Source organism: Thalassobacillus sp. B23F22_16 (assembly GCF_043496955.1).
Taxonomy (GTDB): Bacteria; Bacillota; Bacilli; order Bacillales; family Halobacillaceae; genus Thalassobacillus; species Thalassobacillus devorans_A.
The window spans coordinates 16,449-31,345 of sequence record NZ_JBIEKD010000033.1 but is presented as its reverse complement, the minus strand read 5'-3'; the positions used below and the strand labels follow the sequence as shown (position 1 = coordinate 31,345).

16 protein-coding genes and 1 rRNA gene are annotated in these 14,897 nt (G+C 41.6%); 13 read left to right on the top strand and 4 right to left on the bottom strand.

Features of this window, described 5'->3' with window-relative positions; translation table 11 throughout:
- Nucleotides 1-11 precede the first annotated feature (11 nt).
- Nucleotides 12-125 (top strand): 5S ribosomal RNA (gene rrf / locus ACGTNI_RS18275).
- A 133-nt stretch (nt 126-258) separates the two neighbouring features.
- Entirely contained in the window at nt 259-501 is a 243-nt protein-coding gene (locus ACGTNI_RS18270) for a protein YuzH (RefSeq protein ID WP_085509154.1), read from the top strand.
- 578 nt (nt 502-1,079) lie between these two features.
- Here ACGTNI_RS18270 and ACGTNI_RS18265 read toward each other — a convergent pair.
- Nucleotides 1,080-2,342 (bottom strand): BaiN/RdsA family NAD(P)/FAD-dependent oxidoreductase, encoded by a 1,263-nt coding sequence (locus ACGTNI_RS18265; RefSeq protein WP_085509258.1) that lies wholly within the window; start codon nt 2,340-2,342, stop codon nt 1,080-1,082.
- A 118-nt stretch (nt 2,343-2,460) separates the two neighbouring features.
- Between ACGTNI_RS18265 and ACGTNI_RS18260 the strand changes: the two genes are divergently transcribed.
- Together ACGTNI_RS18260 and ACGTNI_RS18255 are read left to right on the top strand one after the other, a co-directional pair.
- The gene (locus ACGTNI_RS18260; RefSeq protein WP_085509153.1) at nt 2,461-4,086 is read left to right on the top strand and encodes a putative polysaccharide biosynthesis protein; all 1,626 of its coding nucleotides are present in this window, start codon (nt 2,461-2,463) and stop codon (nt 4,084-4,086) included.
- Nucleotides 4,087-4,096: 10 nt separating this feature from the next.
- The gene (locus ACGTNI_RS18255) at nt 4,097-4,816 is read left to right on the top strand and encodes a pseudouridine synthase (RefSeq protein WP_085509152.1); all 720 of its coding nucleotides are present in this window, start codon (nt 4,097-4,099) and stop codon (nt 4,814-4,816) included.
- A 141-nt stretch (nt 4,817-4,957) separates the two neighbouring features.
- Here the strand turns inward: ACGTNI_RS18255 and ACGTNI_RS18250 are convergent, their stop codons facing one another.
- Nucleotides 4,958-5,197: a DeoR family transcriptional regulator gene (locus ACGTNI_RS18250; RefSeq protein ID WP_394464035.1), complete on the bottom strand. Its 240-nt coding sequence runs from the start codon at nt 5,195-5,197 to the stop codon at nt 4,958-4,960.
- Nucleotides 5,198-5,338: 141 nt separating this feature from the next.
- Here ACGTNI_RS18250 and ACGTNI_RS18245 point away from each other — a divergent pair, with 141 nt between their 5' ends.
- The 7 genes from ACGTNI_RS18245 to ACGTNI_RS18215 all read left to right on the top strand — a co-directional run bounded on the left by ACGTNI_RS18245 (nt 5,339) and on the right by ACGTNI_RS18215 (nt 12,420).
- Nucleotides 5,339-6,271, top strand: a complete 933-nt coding sequence (locus tag ACGTNI_RS18245) for a potassium channel family protein (protein ID WP_394464034.1) — start codon at nt 5,339-5,341, stop codon at nt 6,269-6,271.
- A gap of 85 nt (nt 6,272-6,356) precedes the next feature.
- Nucleotides 6,357-7,742: a dipeptidase PepV gene (gene pepV / locus ACGTNI_RS18240; protein ID WP_394464033.1), complete on the top strand. Its 1,386-nt coding sequence runs from the start codon at nt 6,357-6,359 to the stop codon at nt 7,740-7,742.
- Between the two features lie 31 nt (nt 7,743-7,773).
- Nucleotides 7,774-8,952 (top strand): MFS transporter, encoded by a 1,179-nt coding sequence (locus ACGTNI_RS18235; RefSeq protein ID WP_394464032.1) that lies wholly within the window; start codon nt 7,774-7,776, stop codon nt 8,950-8,952.
- Nucleotides 8,953-8,957: 5 nt separating this feature from the next.
- Entirely contained in the window at nt 8,958-9,515 is a 558-nt protein-coding gene (thpR, locus tag ACGTNI_RS18230; protein WP_394464031.1) for an RNA 2',3'-cyclic phosphodiesterase, read from the top strand.
- A 4-nt stretch (nt 9,516-9,519) separates the two neighbouring features.
- On the top strand, nt 9,520-10,419 hold the full coding sequence (locus ACGTNI_RS18225; protein ID WP_394464030.1) for an NERD domain-containing protein: 900 nt from the start codon (nt 9,520-9,522) through the stop codon (nt 10,417-10,419).
- Between the two features lie 102 nt (nt 10,420-10,521).
- A complete protein-coding gene (locus tag ACGTNI_RS18220; RefSeq protein WP_394464029.1) occupies nt 10,522-11,445 on the top strand; it encodes a diacylglycerol/lipid kinase family protein in 924 nt (307 codons plus the stop codon).
- Nucleotides 11,446-11,616: 171 nt separating this feature from the next.
- A complete protein-coding gene (locus ACGTNI_RS18215) occupies nt 11,617-12,420 on the top strand; it encodes a phosphotransferase (protein ID WP_394464028.1) in 804 nt (267 codons plus the stop codon).
- Here ACGTNI_RS18215 and ACGTNI_RS18210 read toward each other — a convergent pair.
- Both ACGTNI_RS18210 and ACGTNI_RS18205 read right to left on the bottom strand, forming a co-directional pair.
- On the bottom strand, nt 12,395-12,697 hold the full coding sequence (locus ACGTNI_RS18210; RefSeq protein WP_394464027.1) for a YtzH-like family protein: 303 nt from the start codon (nt 12,695-12,697) through the stop codon (nt 12,395-12,397). The genes ACGTNI_RS18215 and ACGTNI_RS18210 overlap by 26 nt on opposite strands.
- A 123-nt stretch (nt 12,698-12,820) precedes the next feature.
- Nucleotides 12,821-12,979, bottom strand: a complete 159-nt coding sequence (locus tag ACGTNI_RS18205; RefSeq protein WP_176224071.1) for a hypothetical protein — start codon at nt 12,977-12,979, stop codon at nt 12,821-12,823.
- Nucleotides 12,980-13,239: 260 nt separating this feature from the next.
- On the opposite strand from ACGTNI_RS18205, the gene trmB reads away from it, so the two are divergent.
- Together trmB and ACGTNI_RS18195 are read left to right on the top strand one after the other, a co-directional pair.
- Nucleotides 13,240-13,881: a tRNA (guanosine(46)-N7)-methyltransferase TrmB gene (gene trmB / locus ACGTNI_RS18200; protein ID WP_085509143.1), complete on the top strand. Its 642-nt coding sequence runs from the start codon at nt 13,240-13,242 to the stop codon at nt 13,879-13,881.
- 65 nt (nt 13,882-13,946) lie between these two features.
- Nucleotides 13,947-14,801, top strand: a complete 855-nt coding sequence (locus ACGTNI_RS18195; RefSeq protein WP_085509142.1) for a YtnP family quorum-quenching lactonase — start codon at nt 13,947-13,949, stop codon at nt 14,799-14,801.
- Nucleotides 14,802-14,897: the final 96 nt, after the last annotated feature.

The following is a 14,897-nucleotide window of genomic DNA, read 5'->3' as shown; positions in this document are numbered from 1 at the left end:
AATAGTCAAGGTCTAGTGGCGATAGCGGAGAGGTCACACCTGTTCCCATGCCGAACACAGCAGTTAAGCTCTCCAGCGCCGATGGTAGTCGGGTTTATCCCCGTGAGAGTAGGACGCCGCTAGGCAACCGAGAAACCGAAAGTCTTTTAAGGCTTTCGGTTTCTTTATGTTTTTCCTTATTGTCTGCAATCAGTTGCTTGCCCCCGAACTTTTTGATATGATGATCCTGAAACAGGAATATATGTTCGGGTGGTGGATATGAGAATACTTCGTTGGGCGTATGACAGGAGAGGCGTAGTCAGGGGATATTTTGATCGCTTTCCTCAAACTACCTTTTATTTGAAACGGATACGAAATTATTATTTTCTTTGCGCTGCTGACTGGAATGAAAACGATCCAGTAGTAACCCCTGCAGACCGGGAAGAAATAAATATATTAGTAAATCGGGAATTAGGAAGAGAACATGCTTATCTACAAAGAAAAACGAGAAGCTTTACTTGAAGCTTCTCGTTTTATTTATACAGGTTATTCAACAAAAGGGCCGAATTGTGGAAGACTCAGTTTCAAGATAGTGAGGGTTCTTTACCATAATAGCCTCAGGGGTGTCTGGGAAACTACTCGCTTTCCTGCGGGGGAACCGGCGAGCCTCCTCGGTCGTTTTCACTCCCTGTGGGGTCTCGCCTGGCTCCTTCTCCCGCTGGAGTCTCGCAGTTTCCCAACCACCCCATTCGAAGAATGGGAGAAAAGAACCCCCCTGCTTTAGATGAGACTGTCTTCTAAAATCATTGGTTACAAGCACGTTTTTACAAGTAGCTCTCTCTTTGGTTGAAGGACTGCATATCGATGTTTCCGTATCTTTCATAAACGCAAAGAGGGCCGGGAAATTTCGAGACTCCGATGGGAGAATAGTACATGGTGAGATCCCGCAAGGCTTCAGCCCGAGGAAGCTCACCGTACGCCCATGGAAAGCGAGTGATTTCCCGGACCTCCCAATTCTCAACACTATAACGGAAACAGTTTCTCTCGAAACTGAGTCTTCAAGTAAAGGGAGCTTTACTTTAACAATGAAGGTTACAAAATTATGTGGCCATTGCTTCCCAGGCAGCGTGCATACCAGCTACTCGTCCGGTCACCATCGCCGATGTGATATTATATCCCCCCGTATAACCATGAATATCAAGAATTTCTCCGCAAAAATATAGCCTCGGCATCAGCTTTGACTGCATGGTGTTCGGTATAACTTCCTTAATAGATACACCGCCCCCCGTCACGAACGCTTTTTCAATCGACTGTGTGTCATGAATATTTACCAGGAAATGCTTTAAATCGGCAACTAACTTTCTGATTTGTTCATTTGAAATGTTAGCAGCTTTGTCTTCGGCTGTAATTTCAGCCTTCTCCAGGACAAAATCCAATAAGCGCTCAGGCACCATCCCTTTCAATAGGTTGCGCATACTTTTCCTTGGTTGGTCTTTTACTAAGGATTGTAAATGATCTATTAATTCGGGCTCTTTTTGATCTGGTAATATATCGATTTCTACTTGAACTGGCCGGTTACCTTTCATCAGCTCTTTCACTACGAATTGAGAGCATCTTAATATTGCAGGGCCGGAAAGTCCGAAATGTGTGAAAATCATATCCATCTGATGAGTGATGATCGGCTTCCCTTTTTGGTTGAGAACGGAGACGGCTACACTCCGAAGTGATAGTCCTTGTAGGGATTTCTTTTTAATAAAACGATCATAAGAAACCAGTGGAACTTCAGTGGGATATAGTTCTGTGATCGTGTGACCTGCTTTTTTTGCCCATGCATAACCATCCCCCGTGCTTCCCGTATGAGGGACTGATTTTCCTCCAACAGCCAGTACGATCGTTTTCGTAATGATTTTTTCTTTTCCTTTTAAAATGATCGTGTGACTATCCTTTCCGTACTCTACTGCTTCTACAGGGGTGTTTGTCCTGATTTCCACACCTAACTCATCCAGACGCTTAAGCAGGACATTGACTACATCCTTCGCCTTATTACTTGCCGGAAACATCCTTCCGTGGTCTTCCTCTTTTAATGCTACACCTAACCCTTCAAAAAAATCGATGATATCGTAATTATTAAAAACTGAAAAGGCACTATATAGAAACTTTCCGTTCCCTGGTATATGCTTGATTACTTCATCTTGAGGAAGGCGGTTCGTGACATTACATCTTCCCCCACCAGAGATGGCAAGTTTTTTACCCAGTTTATTTCCTTTGTCTATCAATATCGTAGAAACACCTTGCTCCGCTGCTGCAATAGCAGACATTAAGCCGGAAGGTCCTCCGCCGATGATTGCTGTTTCGTAGGACAATATAGTCATTCCTTTCAAATAATAGTTGCTTGTGAATGTAATATGATTTGAAACACCTTTATTTATGGTAAAATAGATTCGTTCGACTCTACAATCAATGAAGGTGGAATAAATAGAAATGTCGAAAATAGTTAAAGGAACCATGCTCCTCACAGGAGCCACATTTTTATCGAAATTCTTAGGAATGGTTTACCTCATTCCCTTTGAGGCGATGGTTGGCGACACAGGTGGTACTTTATACGGCTTTGCCTATATACCATACACGATATTCATCAGTATATCCACATTAGGTGTGCCTTTAGCCGTGTCTAAGTTCGTTTCAAAGTATAACTCTCTAGGTGATTATGAAACAAGCAGGAAGATTTTGAAGTCCGGGATGCAGTTGATGGCACTTACCGGATTAGTTGCATTTTTACTCATGTTTTTCGGCGCTGAAAGTTTAGCGAAGATGTCTATCAGACAAGATGATGAAGAGATTTCTCTTGCATCCGTAACAAATGTCATTCAAATGGTGAGTTTTGCATTATTACTTATTCCAAGCATGAGTATAGTGCGAGGATTTTTCCAAGGGCATGAATCCATGGCACCTACCGCTGTTTCTCAGGTGGTCGAGCAAGTGGCAAGAATCGCTTTCTTGTTGATCGCTGTTTTTATCGTAGTAGAGATCTTTGATGGACCAATTGAGGTCGCAGTGGGATTCGCTACATTTGCAGCATTTATAGGGGCGCTTGCCTCTGGTTTGGTCCTTTATATTTATTGGAGAAAGCGAAAACCCTACTTAGATCGTCATTTGGAACAACAAGATTATTCGTATGACATCCCACAGAAGAAAATGTTTAAGGAATTGCTTGGCTATGCAGGGCCATTTGTGCTGGTAGGCATTGCAATCCCTTTATATCAGTTTATCGATAACCTTACATTCATGGATGCGATGTATGTTGCCGGACAAGGTGATTTAGCAAATACTGCTTACGCAGCGATTATTATGTATGGGCATAAGCTAGTGGTTATTCCGATGACTTTAGCGACTGGTTTGTCACTTTCCATGCTGCCGGCTGTGACTGCTTCCTTTACAGAAAAGAAGACACAGCTGATGCATAAACAAATCAATCAGGTATTTCAGATTGTTGTTTTATTGATTCTTCCAGCTGTTGTGGGACTTGCAGTTTTGTCAGGTGAAGCTTATGGATCTTTATATGGAATCGAAGGTATTGAAGTAAAGGGGCCTTGGCTGGCCTGGTATGCTCCCGCATCATTGTTATTTGGATTATTTTCCGTCAGCGCAGCAGTACTGCAGGGAATCAACCAGCAGAATTTCACGGTTATCAGTCTGACTGCAGGGCTTATTATTAAAACATCTTTGAATATTCCATTGATCTTAGTCTTCGGGGCAAAAGGTTCTATTTTTGCCACGTTGCTTGCTGTAGCAACAGCAGTATTGCTTAATATGTGGAGAGTGAAGAAAAAAGCTGCATTTCCGATGGGTCCTCTATTTAAGAGGTCACTTTTGGTTATTATTTTTACAGCTATCATGGCTGCAGTTTTATTTATTCTCAAGTTTCTGTTCAGTTTTGTTTTGGACCCGACATCCAGTCGCCTTGATGCCATGATTGTATTGATTACGGGTGTGGCTGCAGGAGGCGGTATTTATTTATGGCTTGCCTATCAATCAACCTTACTGGAACGGGTACTTGGAGGTAAAGTTCGAGTGTTAGACAGATTCTTAAAAAGGAAGCAGGTCTAGGAGGCGAAAGATGCGAATTGATAAGTTATTATCCCATATGGGTTATGGAACACGTAAAGAAGTAAAAGCATTATTGAAGTCAGGAAATGTTCGAGTGAATGAATCATCTGTCAACAGTCCGAAAACCCATGTCGATCCTGAAAAAGACCAGGTAACGGTATATGGGGAGATGGTAGAGTACAGGGAGTTCATATATTTGATGATGAATAAGCCGGATGGACTGGTTTCAGCTACGGAGGATGCTGTAGAGGAAACGGTGATTGAGATCTTACAGCCTGAAGATTTAATATTTGAACCTTTTCCTGTTGGCAGGCTGGATAAAGATACAGAGGGGCTGCTGCTTATCACAAACGATGGCCAGCTTGCTCATCGCCTCACTTCACCAAAAAAAGATGTAGGAAAAACCTATTATGCTGTCATTGATGGAGAAGTGACAGATGCCGATAGAGAGAAGTTTAAAAAAGGGGTTACCCTGGATGATGGTTATGTTACAAAGCCCGGACAGCTACAGATACTGGTAACGGGGGCAGTATCTGAAATAGAACTTACTATTACAGAAGGTAAATACCACCAAGTCAAGCGGATGTTTGAGGCCGTAGGAAAACGGGTGACGTACCTTAAAAGGATCAGTATGGGCACGCTTCAGCTTGATGAAGATTTAGCTCCCGGGGAATACCGTGAACTATCCGATGAGGAAGTTGCTTACTTAAAAGAACTTACAAATATGTAATTGGGACTTATCAGGAACTTAGTAAAACTTGGATTATTTACAAGCCAAAGTTTCTCTTATACTTTAATCCAACAAATATAAAAAATTGATAAAGTGCAAAAAAGCACCCGGGCTTATAGTCCGGGTGACTTTATCATATGATCATGAAATTTTAACTTTCTTTTCGGTTATCGTCCACTTGCCGCGGTGAGGGCTATCCACCAGTCCATTGTATTCCAAAACTGTCAAATCCCTTTGGATGGTCCGGTCCGTAGTCCCGAACTCTTCCGCTAGCTGTGCTGTCGTAACTGGCCCATGTTCTCTTATATACAGATAGACAGCTTTGATCCTGTTTAGCATACGGGATGATGAATGATTCAAATAACCACTCCTTAGATTCATTCGTAGGAATTTAATGTGCGAGTGACGCTATGAAGTTATTTTTATTTTACACTAAGGAGAAGAAAATATGCTATTAAATTCGCTCGAATTTACAGATATTTCACTAAATTTACATAAAATTAAATGAAAGGAGCATCGACCTTGTACATTCTACGGAAATTATTCACGAAAATGGTCAATATCAATAATTATATTTTATTTTTGTCCAGTGGCTTATTGGTTGTGTTTGGTACCATTCTGATTGTCAATGTAGAAAGGGACTCTTTTCCGACCTATTTTGATGGTTTCTGGTGGGTCATGACTACAGTGACAACGGTAGGTTATGGAGATTATTACCCTGTAACCGTAGCAGGACGTTTAATTGCTATTTTCCTATATATATTAGGAATTGGCTTAATTGGTGTAGTGATTGGCAAAGTAGTAGATGGGCTGGCTGGTTTCAGGAAAAAACGTTTGGAGGGTGCAATCGTGTACAAAGATAAAAACCATTATATTATTATCGGATGGTCACAAAAGGCTTCTTTTGCTATCCAGGAAATTATGGATACCTATGACCAGGCAGAGATTGTAATTATCGATGATTTGAAGGAAGCTCCTTTCCTTAAAGATAACATCCATTACATCAGAGGAAATGCCTCGGCAAAAGAAACTTTAATGAAAGCAAATGTCTCGGAAGCACAAGCAGTCATGATTTTCTCCGATGATCGAATTAATGATGACCAATTGATTGATGGAAAGAGTTTACTGATTGCTTCTACTGTCGAAGCTCTTGCACCGAATGTACATACAATTGTGGAAGTGATGGAAGAAGCACATATCAAAAATTTTAAGCATATTAAAGTGGATGAGTTTATTGTTTCCAACGAAACGATATCCTCCCTGGCAGTCCGTTCCGCTTTTATGAATGGGGTCTCAAGTATTTATGGGCAGTTATTAAGTCGTTCGCATGGGGATGATTTACACCTGATACCGAGACAGAAAGAGTGGAAGACCTACCAGGATGCCTTTGACTCCTTGCTGAAGCAAGGGGCAACCTTGATTGCTGATGGTAATGACTTGAATATCGGCGTTTAGGGGAACCAATTCCGGAATCCGCCAGGCTTTTTGCTATTTGTGATGAACATACCTACAAAACTATAACCGGAAAAGGGGAGTAAGTATGGATTTCAAGGTATTAGCTCCTGATTATAAGGATGAATATCTGACAAAAGTTAAACGCTTGTTACGTATTCCCAGTGTATTTGAAGAAGATAGTAACTACCCTTTTGGCAAGAAAATAGATGACGCTTTAAAAGAGATGCTTGCCATTGGCAGGGAAGACGGATTTCAAGTGAAAAATTTGTCAGGGTATGCCGGCCATATCGAATGGGGAGAGGGCGAGCAAATACTGGGTATTCTTGGTCACCTGGATGTTGTCCCTGCCGGAGATGGCTGGAGCAGTGCTCCATTTGAACCTGTCATCAAAGGTGGCAACTTATATGGCAGGGGAGCACAGGATGATAAAGGACCGGTAATGGCCGCCTATATAGCAATGAAACTGCTGAAAGACCAAGGCTTTGAACCGAATAAAAGGATACGGCTGATTTTAGGTACTGATGAAGAAAGAGATTGGCAGGGGATCGATTATTATTTTAAACAGGAAGAAATGCCTTCCTTCGGATTCTCACCTGATGCAGCATTTCCAGTCATCCATGCAGAAAAAGGTTTGATCGATGGCTATATGGAGCTGCCTGTTTTAAATCAATCCAGGGACCGTCAAATACAGATAATCCGTATTGAAGGAGGAGATCGTCTGAATATGGTCCCTGACAAGGCGATAGCAATACTTCGTACGGATAATCATGACTTGGTGGAACAAAAGTTCACTTCCTACCTCACAGCTAAGGAATTAGATGGAAAATGTTATCTGGATAACGATCGTATGATGGTGGAAGTACATGGAAAAGGGGCCCATGCCAGTAAGCCATCACAAGGTGTCAATGCAATAATTGAATTGTTCAGATTTTTAACTGGCCTTCCATTGTCGGAGGAAGCATATGAATGGTTCTCTCAGCTGGCAGAGATTCTCGGTGATGACAGTGGTGAGAATCTTGGAATAAAACATCACGATGATGTTTCGGGTTCTTTGACGATGAATCTTGGCTCATTCCAATTGAGTGAAACAGGACTGGTAGCCGGTCTCAATATCCGCTACCCTGTAACAGTGGAAAGTGAAGCGCTTCTACATAAGATCCAGGAGCAAGCGACAAGGTGGAAGGGAACTTATAAGGTATATGACCACCTGAGGCCTTTATATATAGATGAGGACCATGATGGTGTTTCTACGTTGCTGAATATCTATAACCACCACACAGGGGATCGAACAAAGGCGGAAGCTATTGGCGGAGCTACTTATGCGAGAGCCCTGAAGGCCGGGGTCGCTTATGGTGCCATGTTCCCGGACAGTCCTGATACTGCTCATCAAGCGGATGAATATGTTCGTATACAGGATATGATGGCAGCCGTCGCTATTTATGCAGAAGCAATCTATCAGTTGACAAAATAACCAGTCACCGTTGAAGAAAGAGGGAAAACCCGTGCAAGATTTTAATCATAAGACATACCGTTTCTTTCAAATTTATTATTTTTTTACTTTCTTTGGTTTTGGTTCATTGTTTCCCTTACTATCTATTTTCTTAGAGAATGAAAAGGGTTTGAATCATACGCAGATTGGGTTGATTATAGCTGCTTTACCATTGGTCACTATTTTCGTTCAGCCTTTGTGGGGAATGATAAGTGACCATACTAAACGGACGAGACGTCTACTTGCGATAGCAACATTACTTGCTGCTTTACTAGGTGTGCTGTATCCCGTCTGGCAGGAGTTTCTAATTTTATATATCGGAATGGTAGCCATTGCGATATTTCAATCGGGTATCGTTCCCCTTTCCGATAGCCTGTCACTGAGTTATGTGCAGAAGCATGGCAGGCAATATGGAAACATTCGATTATGGGGAGCTGTCGGTTTTGCGGTCGCTGTCTTTGTTTTAGGACGTGTCACCGAGGCAGCCGGCTCTCTTAATTGGATTTTCGTATTCTTTGGTGGCGGGCTGATTGTTGCCTTATTATCACTTTCAAGGTTTCCAAAACATGGGGAAGGTGTGGCTGTATCTTTTCGGGAAGGGGTAAAGGTACTAAGTAAGCAAAAGAGCTTCATGATTTTTTTAGTCTCTAATTTTTTGGTTTTCGGTCCTGTCCTGGCCAATAATTATTATTTTGGTACATTCATTTTAACAGTCGGTGGGACACTAACAGCGGTGGGGATCGCTTTTTTATTTGCAGCTGGCAGCGAAGCTCCATTCATGAAAGTGTCGCAATTCATCATCGATCGCCTTGGAATTTTTCGAGTATTGATTATCAGCTCATCTGTTTCGTTCGTTCGTTGGTTTGTCTATGCATTTGAGCCTTCCAGTGAAATCGTTTATGCTACGACGATTATGCAAGGGATATCTGTTGGTTTATATATTCCAGCCGCTTTGATTCTCGTTCGAGAACTGGCTCCAAAAGATGTCATTGCGACAGCAGTCGGATTATACTCAGCTGTTGGCAATGGTTTAGGGAATGCTTTTTTCACTTTTATAGGCGGCGTTTTAATTGATGCCTTCCATGTATTTGGTATGTATGGCTTTTTCTCAGTCATGACCTTTATAGGGATGGTTCTTATTACAGTAGTAAGTAAAAGGGAAGGAAAATATATAATTTTTCAGGGAGGATGATTACATTGGGAGGATATCCCCATTATTTTGTTGGTATACCTATTTCCGAGGAAATACGTCAGGTTCTTACCGAGTGGCAGAAAGGTTTAAGTTCATCGGTTTCCTATAAAACATGGACCCATCGAAATGATTTTCACATCACATTGAAATTTCTCGGCGCGGTTGCCGATGATAAGATAGAAGAAGTAAAAAAGAAGCTGCATGACTCAACATATCCTGAAAGTTTTGCAGTAGAAGCAGCCGACTTGAGTTTTTTTGGTAATAAACAACGACCACGCGTGTTATTTATGGGAGTGATAAATCCTCCTTCATTACAAAAAATGAAAGAGAATGTAGAGCAAGCACTTGAGGAAGCTGGCTTTCCAAATGAAAATCGGCCATACCGTCCGCATATTACTTTGGCCAAAAAATGGGATCAAGAACAGAACGAACGTTTTCCCATTGAACAGCTGGAGAGATATAAACAGTTGATTACCTTTACAATTGACCGCTTCCACCTCTACCGGATCCATCCAGGGGAGGCCCCTAAATACGAAGTAATTGATACTGTCAAATTGAGGTGACAAGATGGCTCAGCTGATCAAAATACAGGACTACATCTCTCGTTATGAATCGAATATGTACCGTTATCCGGGACAGTTCATTCGAGCAAAAAAACAGCATTGGCAGACGATGAAACAGAGGTGGAGTGAGCAGCGTCTAGCACTAGAGCAGCCTGTAGACGAACCAGAGGAACAAGGCGGAATTTCAAAGTGGAGGCAATTGTTCCAAAGAAAAAATGAAGAAGTTCAGGACTATTCCCCACCTGTCATACCGCCTGTTTCGCTACAAGATGAAAAACAAAGGTTTCTGGATGAAATTTATACTTTTCAATTGAAATGGGCAACGTCAACATTATGGGAAAAGTCATTTATGAATGCTGATTACAAGCAAGACAGCAGTTTGAAATACTTTTTACAGCGTTTTCCTGATATCTTTTTCATCATGTATGAGCCTATCGTCAAAATCAAGCAGGCACCATTAGAAATAAACACCTTAATTATAGGTCCTTTAGGAATAGAAATCATACATAGGATAGAGGCCCCTGAAGGAGCGGTGATTGCAGCAGAAGACAATAAAACCTGGGTGATAGAAGGAAGCACTAAAACGAACTTCATTAGTCCATTGATAGCTTTAAATCGAAGTGAAACCTACGTAAAAAGTGTCCTGGCTAAATATGGAATAGATTTCCCCTATAAGAAGGTAATTCTTGCTCCAGAAAATGATTTTCGCTCACCTGTTGAACGTTACCATATTGATTATATCGGTAAAAAGGAATATTGGGGCTGGTTCGAAGAAAAGCGAAGGGTGCGCGCTCCATTGAAACATCAGCAGTTAAAGGCAGCGGAAGTATTGGTGAAGCACAGTCAGACAAGTTCGATTAAACGGCCGGAGTGGGATCAGGAAGAAGACGCCTTCTTTAGATAGTTAGCTTTTTTTTAGCAGGGTAAAATTACATTATATTCCGTTCCCTATTATTATAGTATAATAGACTCACACTCAGGTCTTGTCAGGATTAGGAGGAAGCACATGTATATTGTCATTGTTAATCCGATAGCGGGTTATGGCAGGGCCTTGAAACGATTCCATAAAATCCAACGTGATATTTCCTTTAAAAACAATCATTGCCGCACCTTTTTTACCAAATATAAAGGGCATGCGGAAGAGATTGCAGCGCAAATTGCGGAGATATATAAGGAACAGATTACAACAGTGATTGTCATCGGAGGCGACGGGACCTTTCATGAAGTAATGAATGGGCTGAATGCGCACCCGCAAATTCCAATGGCTTTCATACCTGCTGGATCAGGTAATGACTTTGCCCGTGGCGCTGGGATTCCAAACAATCCTCTAAATAGCTTTAAACGCGTCATCCGTGCTCCCAGGAAGTTTACCTTTTTGCCAGGTACTTATCAATTCAAGCCCTCACCCCGGAACAGGAAGTTTTTTATGAATAGCATTGGTCTCGGATTCGACGCTGCTGTTGCAAATAAAGCGGAACATTCCCTGCTCAAGCGTTTCTTTAATCGCATCAGAATTGGTTCCCTAAGCTATGTCACAGCTTTATTGGCAATATTACCTAAATATGGAGCCCTTCCAATCATGGTGCAGGTGGATGGGAACGTTGTACACCGTACACGCGCTTTAATGGTGACCGTCGCAAATCACCCCTATTATGGGGGTGGAATGAAAATTGCACCGCAAGCGAGCTTAAAAGAAGAATTCTATTCCATTATTATTATAGAGGAGATTGCGAAGTGGAAGATTCTACTCCTGTTTATTACGGTGTTTTTTGGGAAACACACATCTTTAAGAGAAGTAAAAGAGTATAAAGGTAAATCAATTATCATAGAATCGGCTGAGAAAATACCGGTACAAATTGATGGAGAAACGACTACAACCCGGCGTTGCCGAATAGAGAAGGCAGCACAGAGGCGTACGGTATACTACTAATACGCAGTACGTCATTCTTGAAATCGACCGGGAGAATAAGATATTCTATTAAACGTGTATATGAGTGCAGGAAATAACTTGTACTGGCTACATAAAGAAAATCATGTATACTTATAATACCGCTTATGGCACGGCAATACTTAAAGATTTGAGGAATTGAAGGTGAAACGCTTGGAACATATACTCGGAGAAGAATGGACCATCATACCAGCAGGAGGCTCAACTGGTGAGGCCTATTATGCACAAAATAATAATAAACGTCTATTCTTGAAGCGGAATTCTTCACCTTTCCTGGCTGTATTGTCAGCAGAAGGGATCGTTCCTAAGCTGGTATGGACGAAACGGTTAGAAAATGGGGATGTCATCACGGCTCAAGAATGGCTGGAAGGCCGTGAACTGAAGCAGGAGGAGATGAAGCATCCGCGTGTGGCTAAGTTATTAAGCAAAATACATCATTCCTCCGAACTGTTAGACATGCTGATGCGAATCAGCAAGCATCCATTACTTCCTGAGGATATATTAGAAGACATTAAAGAAAATGAGCGCCTTTTCACAAATATTGATCCGTGGAAACAAATATATATTGCCATCAATTATTTGGAGTTGAAACTCGATGAAGTGAGAGCGGCTAAGCATGTCGTATGTCACTGCGATATGAACCATAATAATTGGATGTTATCAAAAGATGATCAGCTTTATCTGATTGATTGGGATAATGCCATGGTAGCTGATCCTGCCATGGACCTGGGGATGCTTTTGCATTGGTATATTCCTAAAGAAGAATGGAAACCGTGGTTAGAACGGTATGGCGTGGAAGATACAGAGAACCTTTATACACGGATGACCTGGTATGCAGTTGCTCAATCACTTACTTTCATCCAATGGCATCGAATGAGGGGAGATGTGGAAGAAGCCGCTCAGCGAACAGAATCGCTGATGCAGCTGATGGTTAACCATGGAATCTGGAATCCTTGATTTGTTCTATTGCACTTGCCCACTGTTGCAGGTTAGCTTGATTACTATAAATATGTTCAGTTAACTGATCATCTGAATAATTTTGCTGACTATATTCACTAATTCCGGATAAGTGTTCCTGAAGATTTTCAACTGATGGATCAGCCAATTTGTTCTGCAGCGATTGTACCAGGCGGGCAATCTGCTGACATTCCGCTGGTGTGCCGCAGCCATCTTCGCTTTGTTCCGTTAGTAAGTCATATAATATATTCAGTTGGTCGTTGGTCGTCAATGGCATATTACTCATCCTTTTTACTATTAGCCTGCAGCCAAAAAGATGTTTCTATACAAAAAACTTGGGAATCCTGAAAGGAAACCCAAGTTTTTTTCTGTATTTTATCATGATGTCAGGTTTGGTTTATTAGACTTGTGGTGCATACTTGATTTGTTTCTTCCGCACTTCTGGATTGACAAGTTGAGTCAGTTTTTCAAATGGATATATGAAAAGGGCATACCCAGCGAAAAGTACAGAAAATACAGCGATAACGCTCATCTCGATCATACTGGTCAGTAATTTCATTAGTAAATACTCACTCCATGTCTGTAGTTTGAATCATACGATATTTATCATATATCAGTAAGCGCTTACAGCCCAACTGTATCATTCTATGGTTTAAGAGTATCTGGAGGGATGAGTGGAGACGAGAAGGATATATCTATGGTATAGGTAAATATAAGGGGTTAAATGGTGATATCCTTCGTTTTTCTGTATATTTGTTTAAAACTTTTCTCCTGCAAGGTTTTCATGATAAAGTTTAAACGATAGAGGAGGAATTAACCATGCGTTTACGAAATAAACCTTGGGCTGATGATTTTTTGCAAGAAAATGAAGCAATCGTTGTGCAGGAGCCCTTTGCACACAAGAACTGTTGGCAGAACCTGTTCCGTCAACACCAGCCATTGCACCTGGAAATCGGCACAGGGAAAGGACAATTTATTGCCGGTATGGGAAAGCAGCATCCAGAAATCAATTTTGTTGGGATTGAACGCGTCAAAAGTGTCATCGTCGGTGCAGTAAAGAAGGTGTTGGATGCAGAGACAGAAAATGTCCGGTTAGTTAATGAAAACGCCAGAGATCTGCGTGATATGTTTGGGGAAAATGAAGTGGATCATCTTTACCTGAACTTTTCTGACCCTTGGCCAAAAACAAAACATGAAAAGCGCCGTTTAACGTATCATACTTTTTTAGAACAGTACCAGTCGATATTGAAACCTGATGGTGAAATTACGATGAAAACAGACAACAAAAAGCTGTTTGAATATTCCCTTGTCAGTTTTTCACACTTTGGTATGCAACTGGAAGAGGTACAACTTGATCTTCATGAATTCCGTGACCCACTAAATGTTCCGACAGAATATGAAGAAAAATTTTCTGGAAAAGGCCAGCCTATCTATCGCTGCCGTGCTACCTTTAAAGAGTGATAGCGTTTCCAAACCATCTTTCTGTTGTGATACACTTGATAGTGTAAACAAAAGGAGGGGAACAGATGGAAACATTACAAGTAGGACGAGCTAAGCTTACCTGGCTGAATGGAGGAGTGACTCATTTAGACGGAGGGGCGATGTTCGGTGTCGTACCGAGACCTTTATGGGCTAAAAAGTACCCGGTGAACGACAAAAATCAAATTGAACTCCGATCAGACCCGATTCTTTTAGAAGTGGACGGGCGCAGATTCTTGATTGATTCCGGGGTAGGTAATGATAAATTTTCTGAGAAACAAATCAGGAACTTTGGAGTTCTGGAAGAATCAAACCTAGATGCTTCCCTGCAAGAACTTGGTTTAACCACAAAGGATATTGATACTGTTCTGATGACACATCTTCATTTTGATCATGCAAGTGGATTGTCACGGTGGAAAGATGGAGAGTTGGTTTCCACTTTTCCTGCAGCACCGATTATCACTTCAGAAACCGAGTGGAATGAAATGCGCCACCCTAACATGCGTTCAGCTAATACGTATTGGGAAGATAACTGGAAACCTGTGGAGTCCCAGGTACATACGTTCAAAAAAGAAAAAGAATTACTGCCAGGGTTAAAAATGATTCATACAGGTGGGCACAGTGACGGTCATTCCATCATTGTGTTTGAGGATGGGGATGAACAATTCATCCATATGGCGGATATTATGCCGACTCATGGCCATCAAAATCCATTATGGGTGCTTGCCTATGATGATTATCCCGTTACGTCGGTTCATGAAAAAGAAAAGTGGATGAGATACGGATATGACCGTAAAGCGTGGTACACTTTTTATCATGATGCCTACTACCGGGCGATCAGATTTAATGAAGATGGAAAGAGAATAGACGAGGTAGAACGATACCGTTATTCCTATAAATAATATATAAAAGCCGTGCCCGTATGAAATCCAGGCACGGCTTTTGTTCATCCAGCTCCGACGCACAGGACGTGCTAGTGCCGATGTCGCCACAGGACG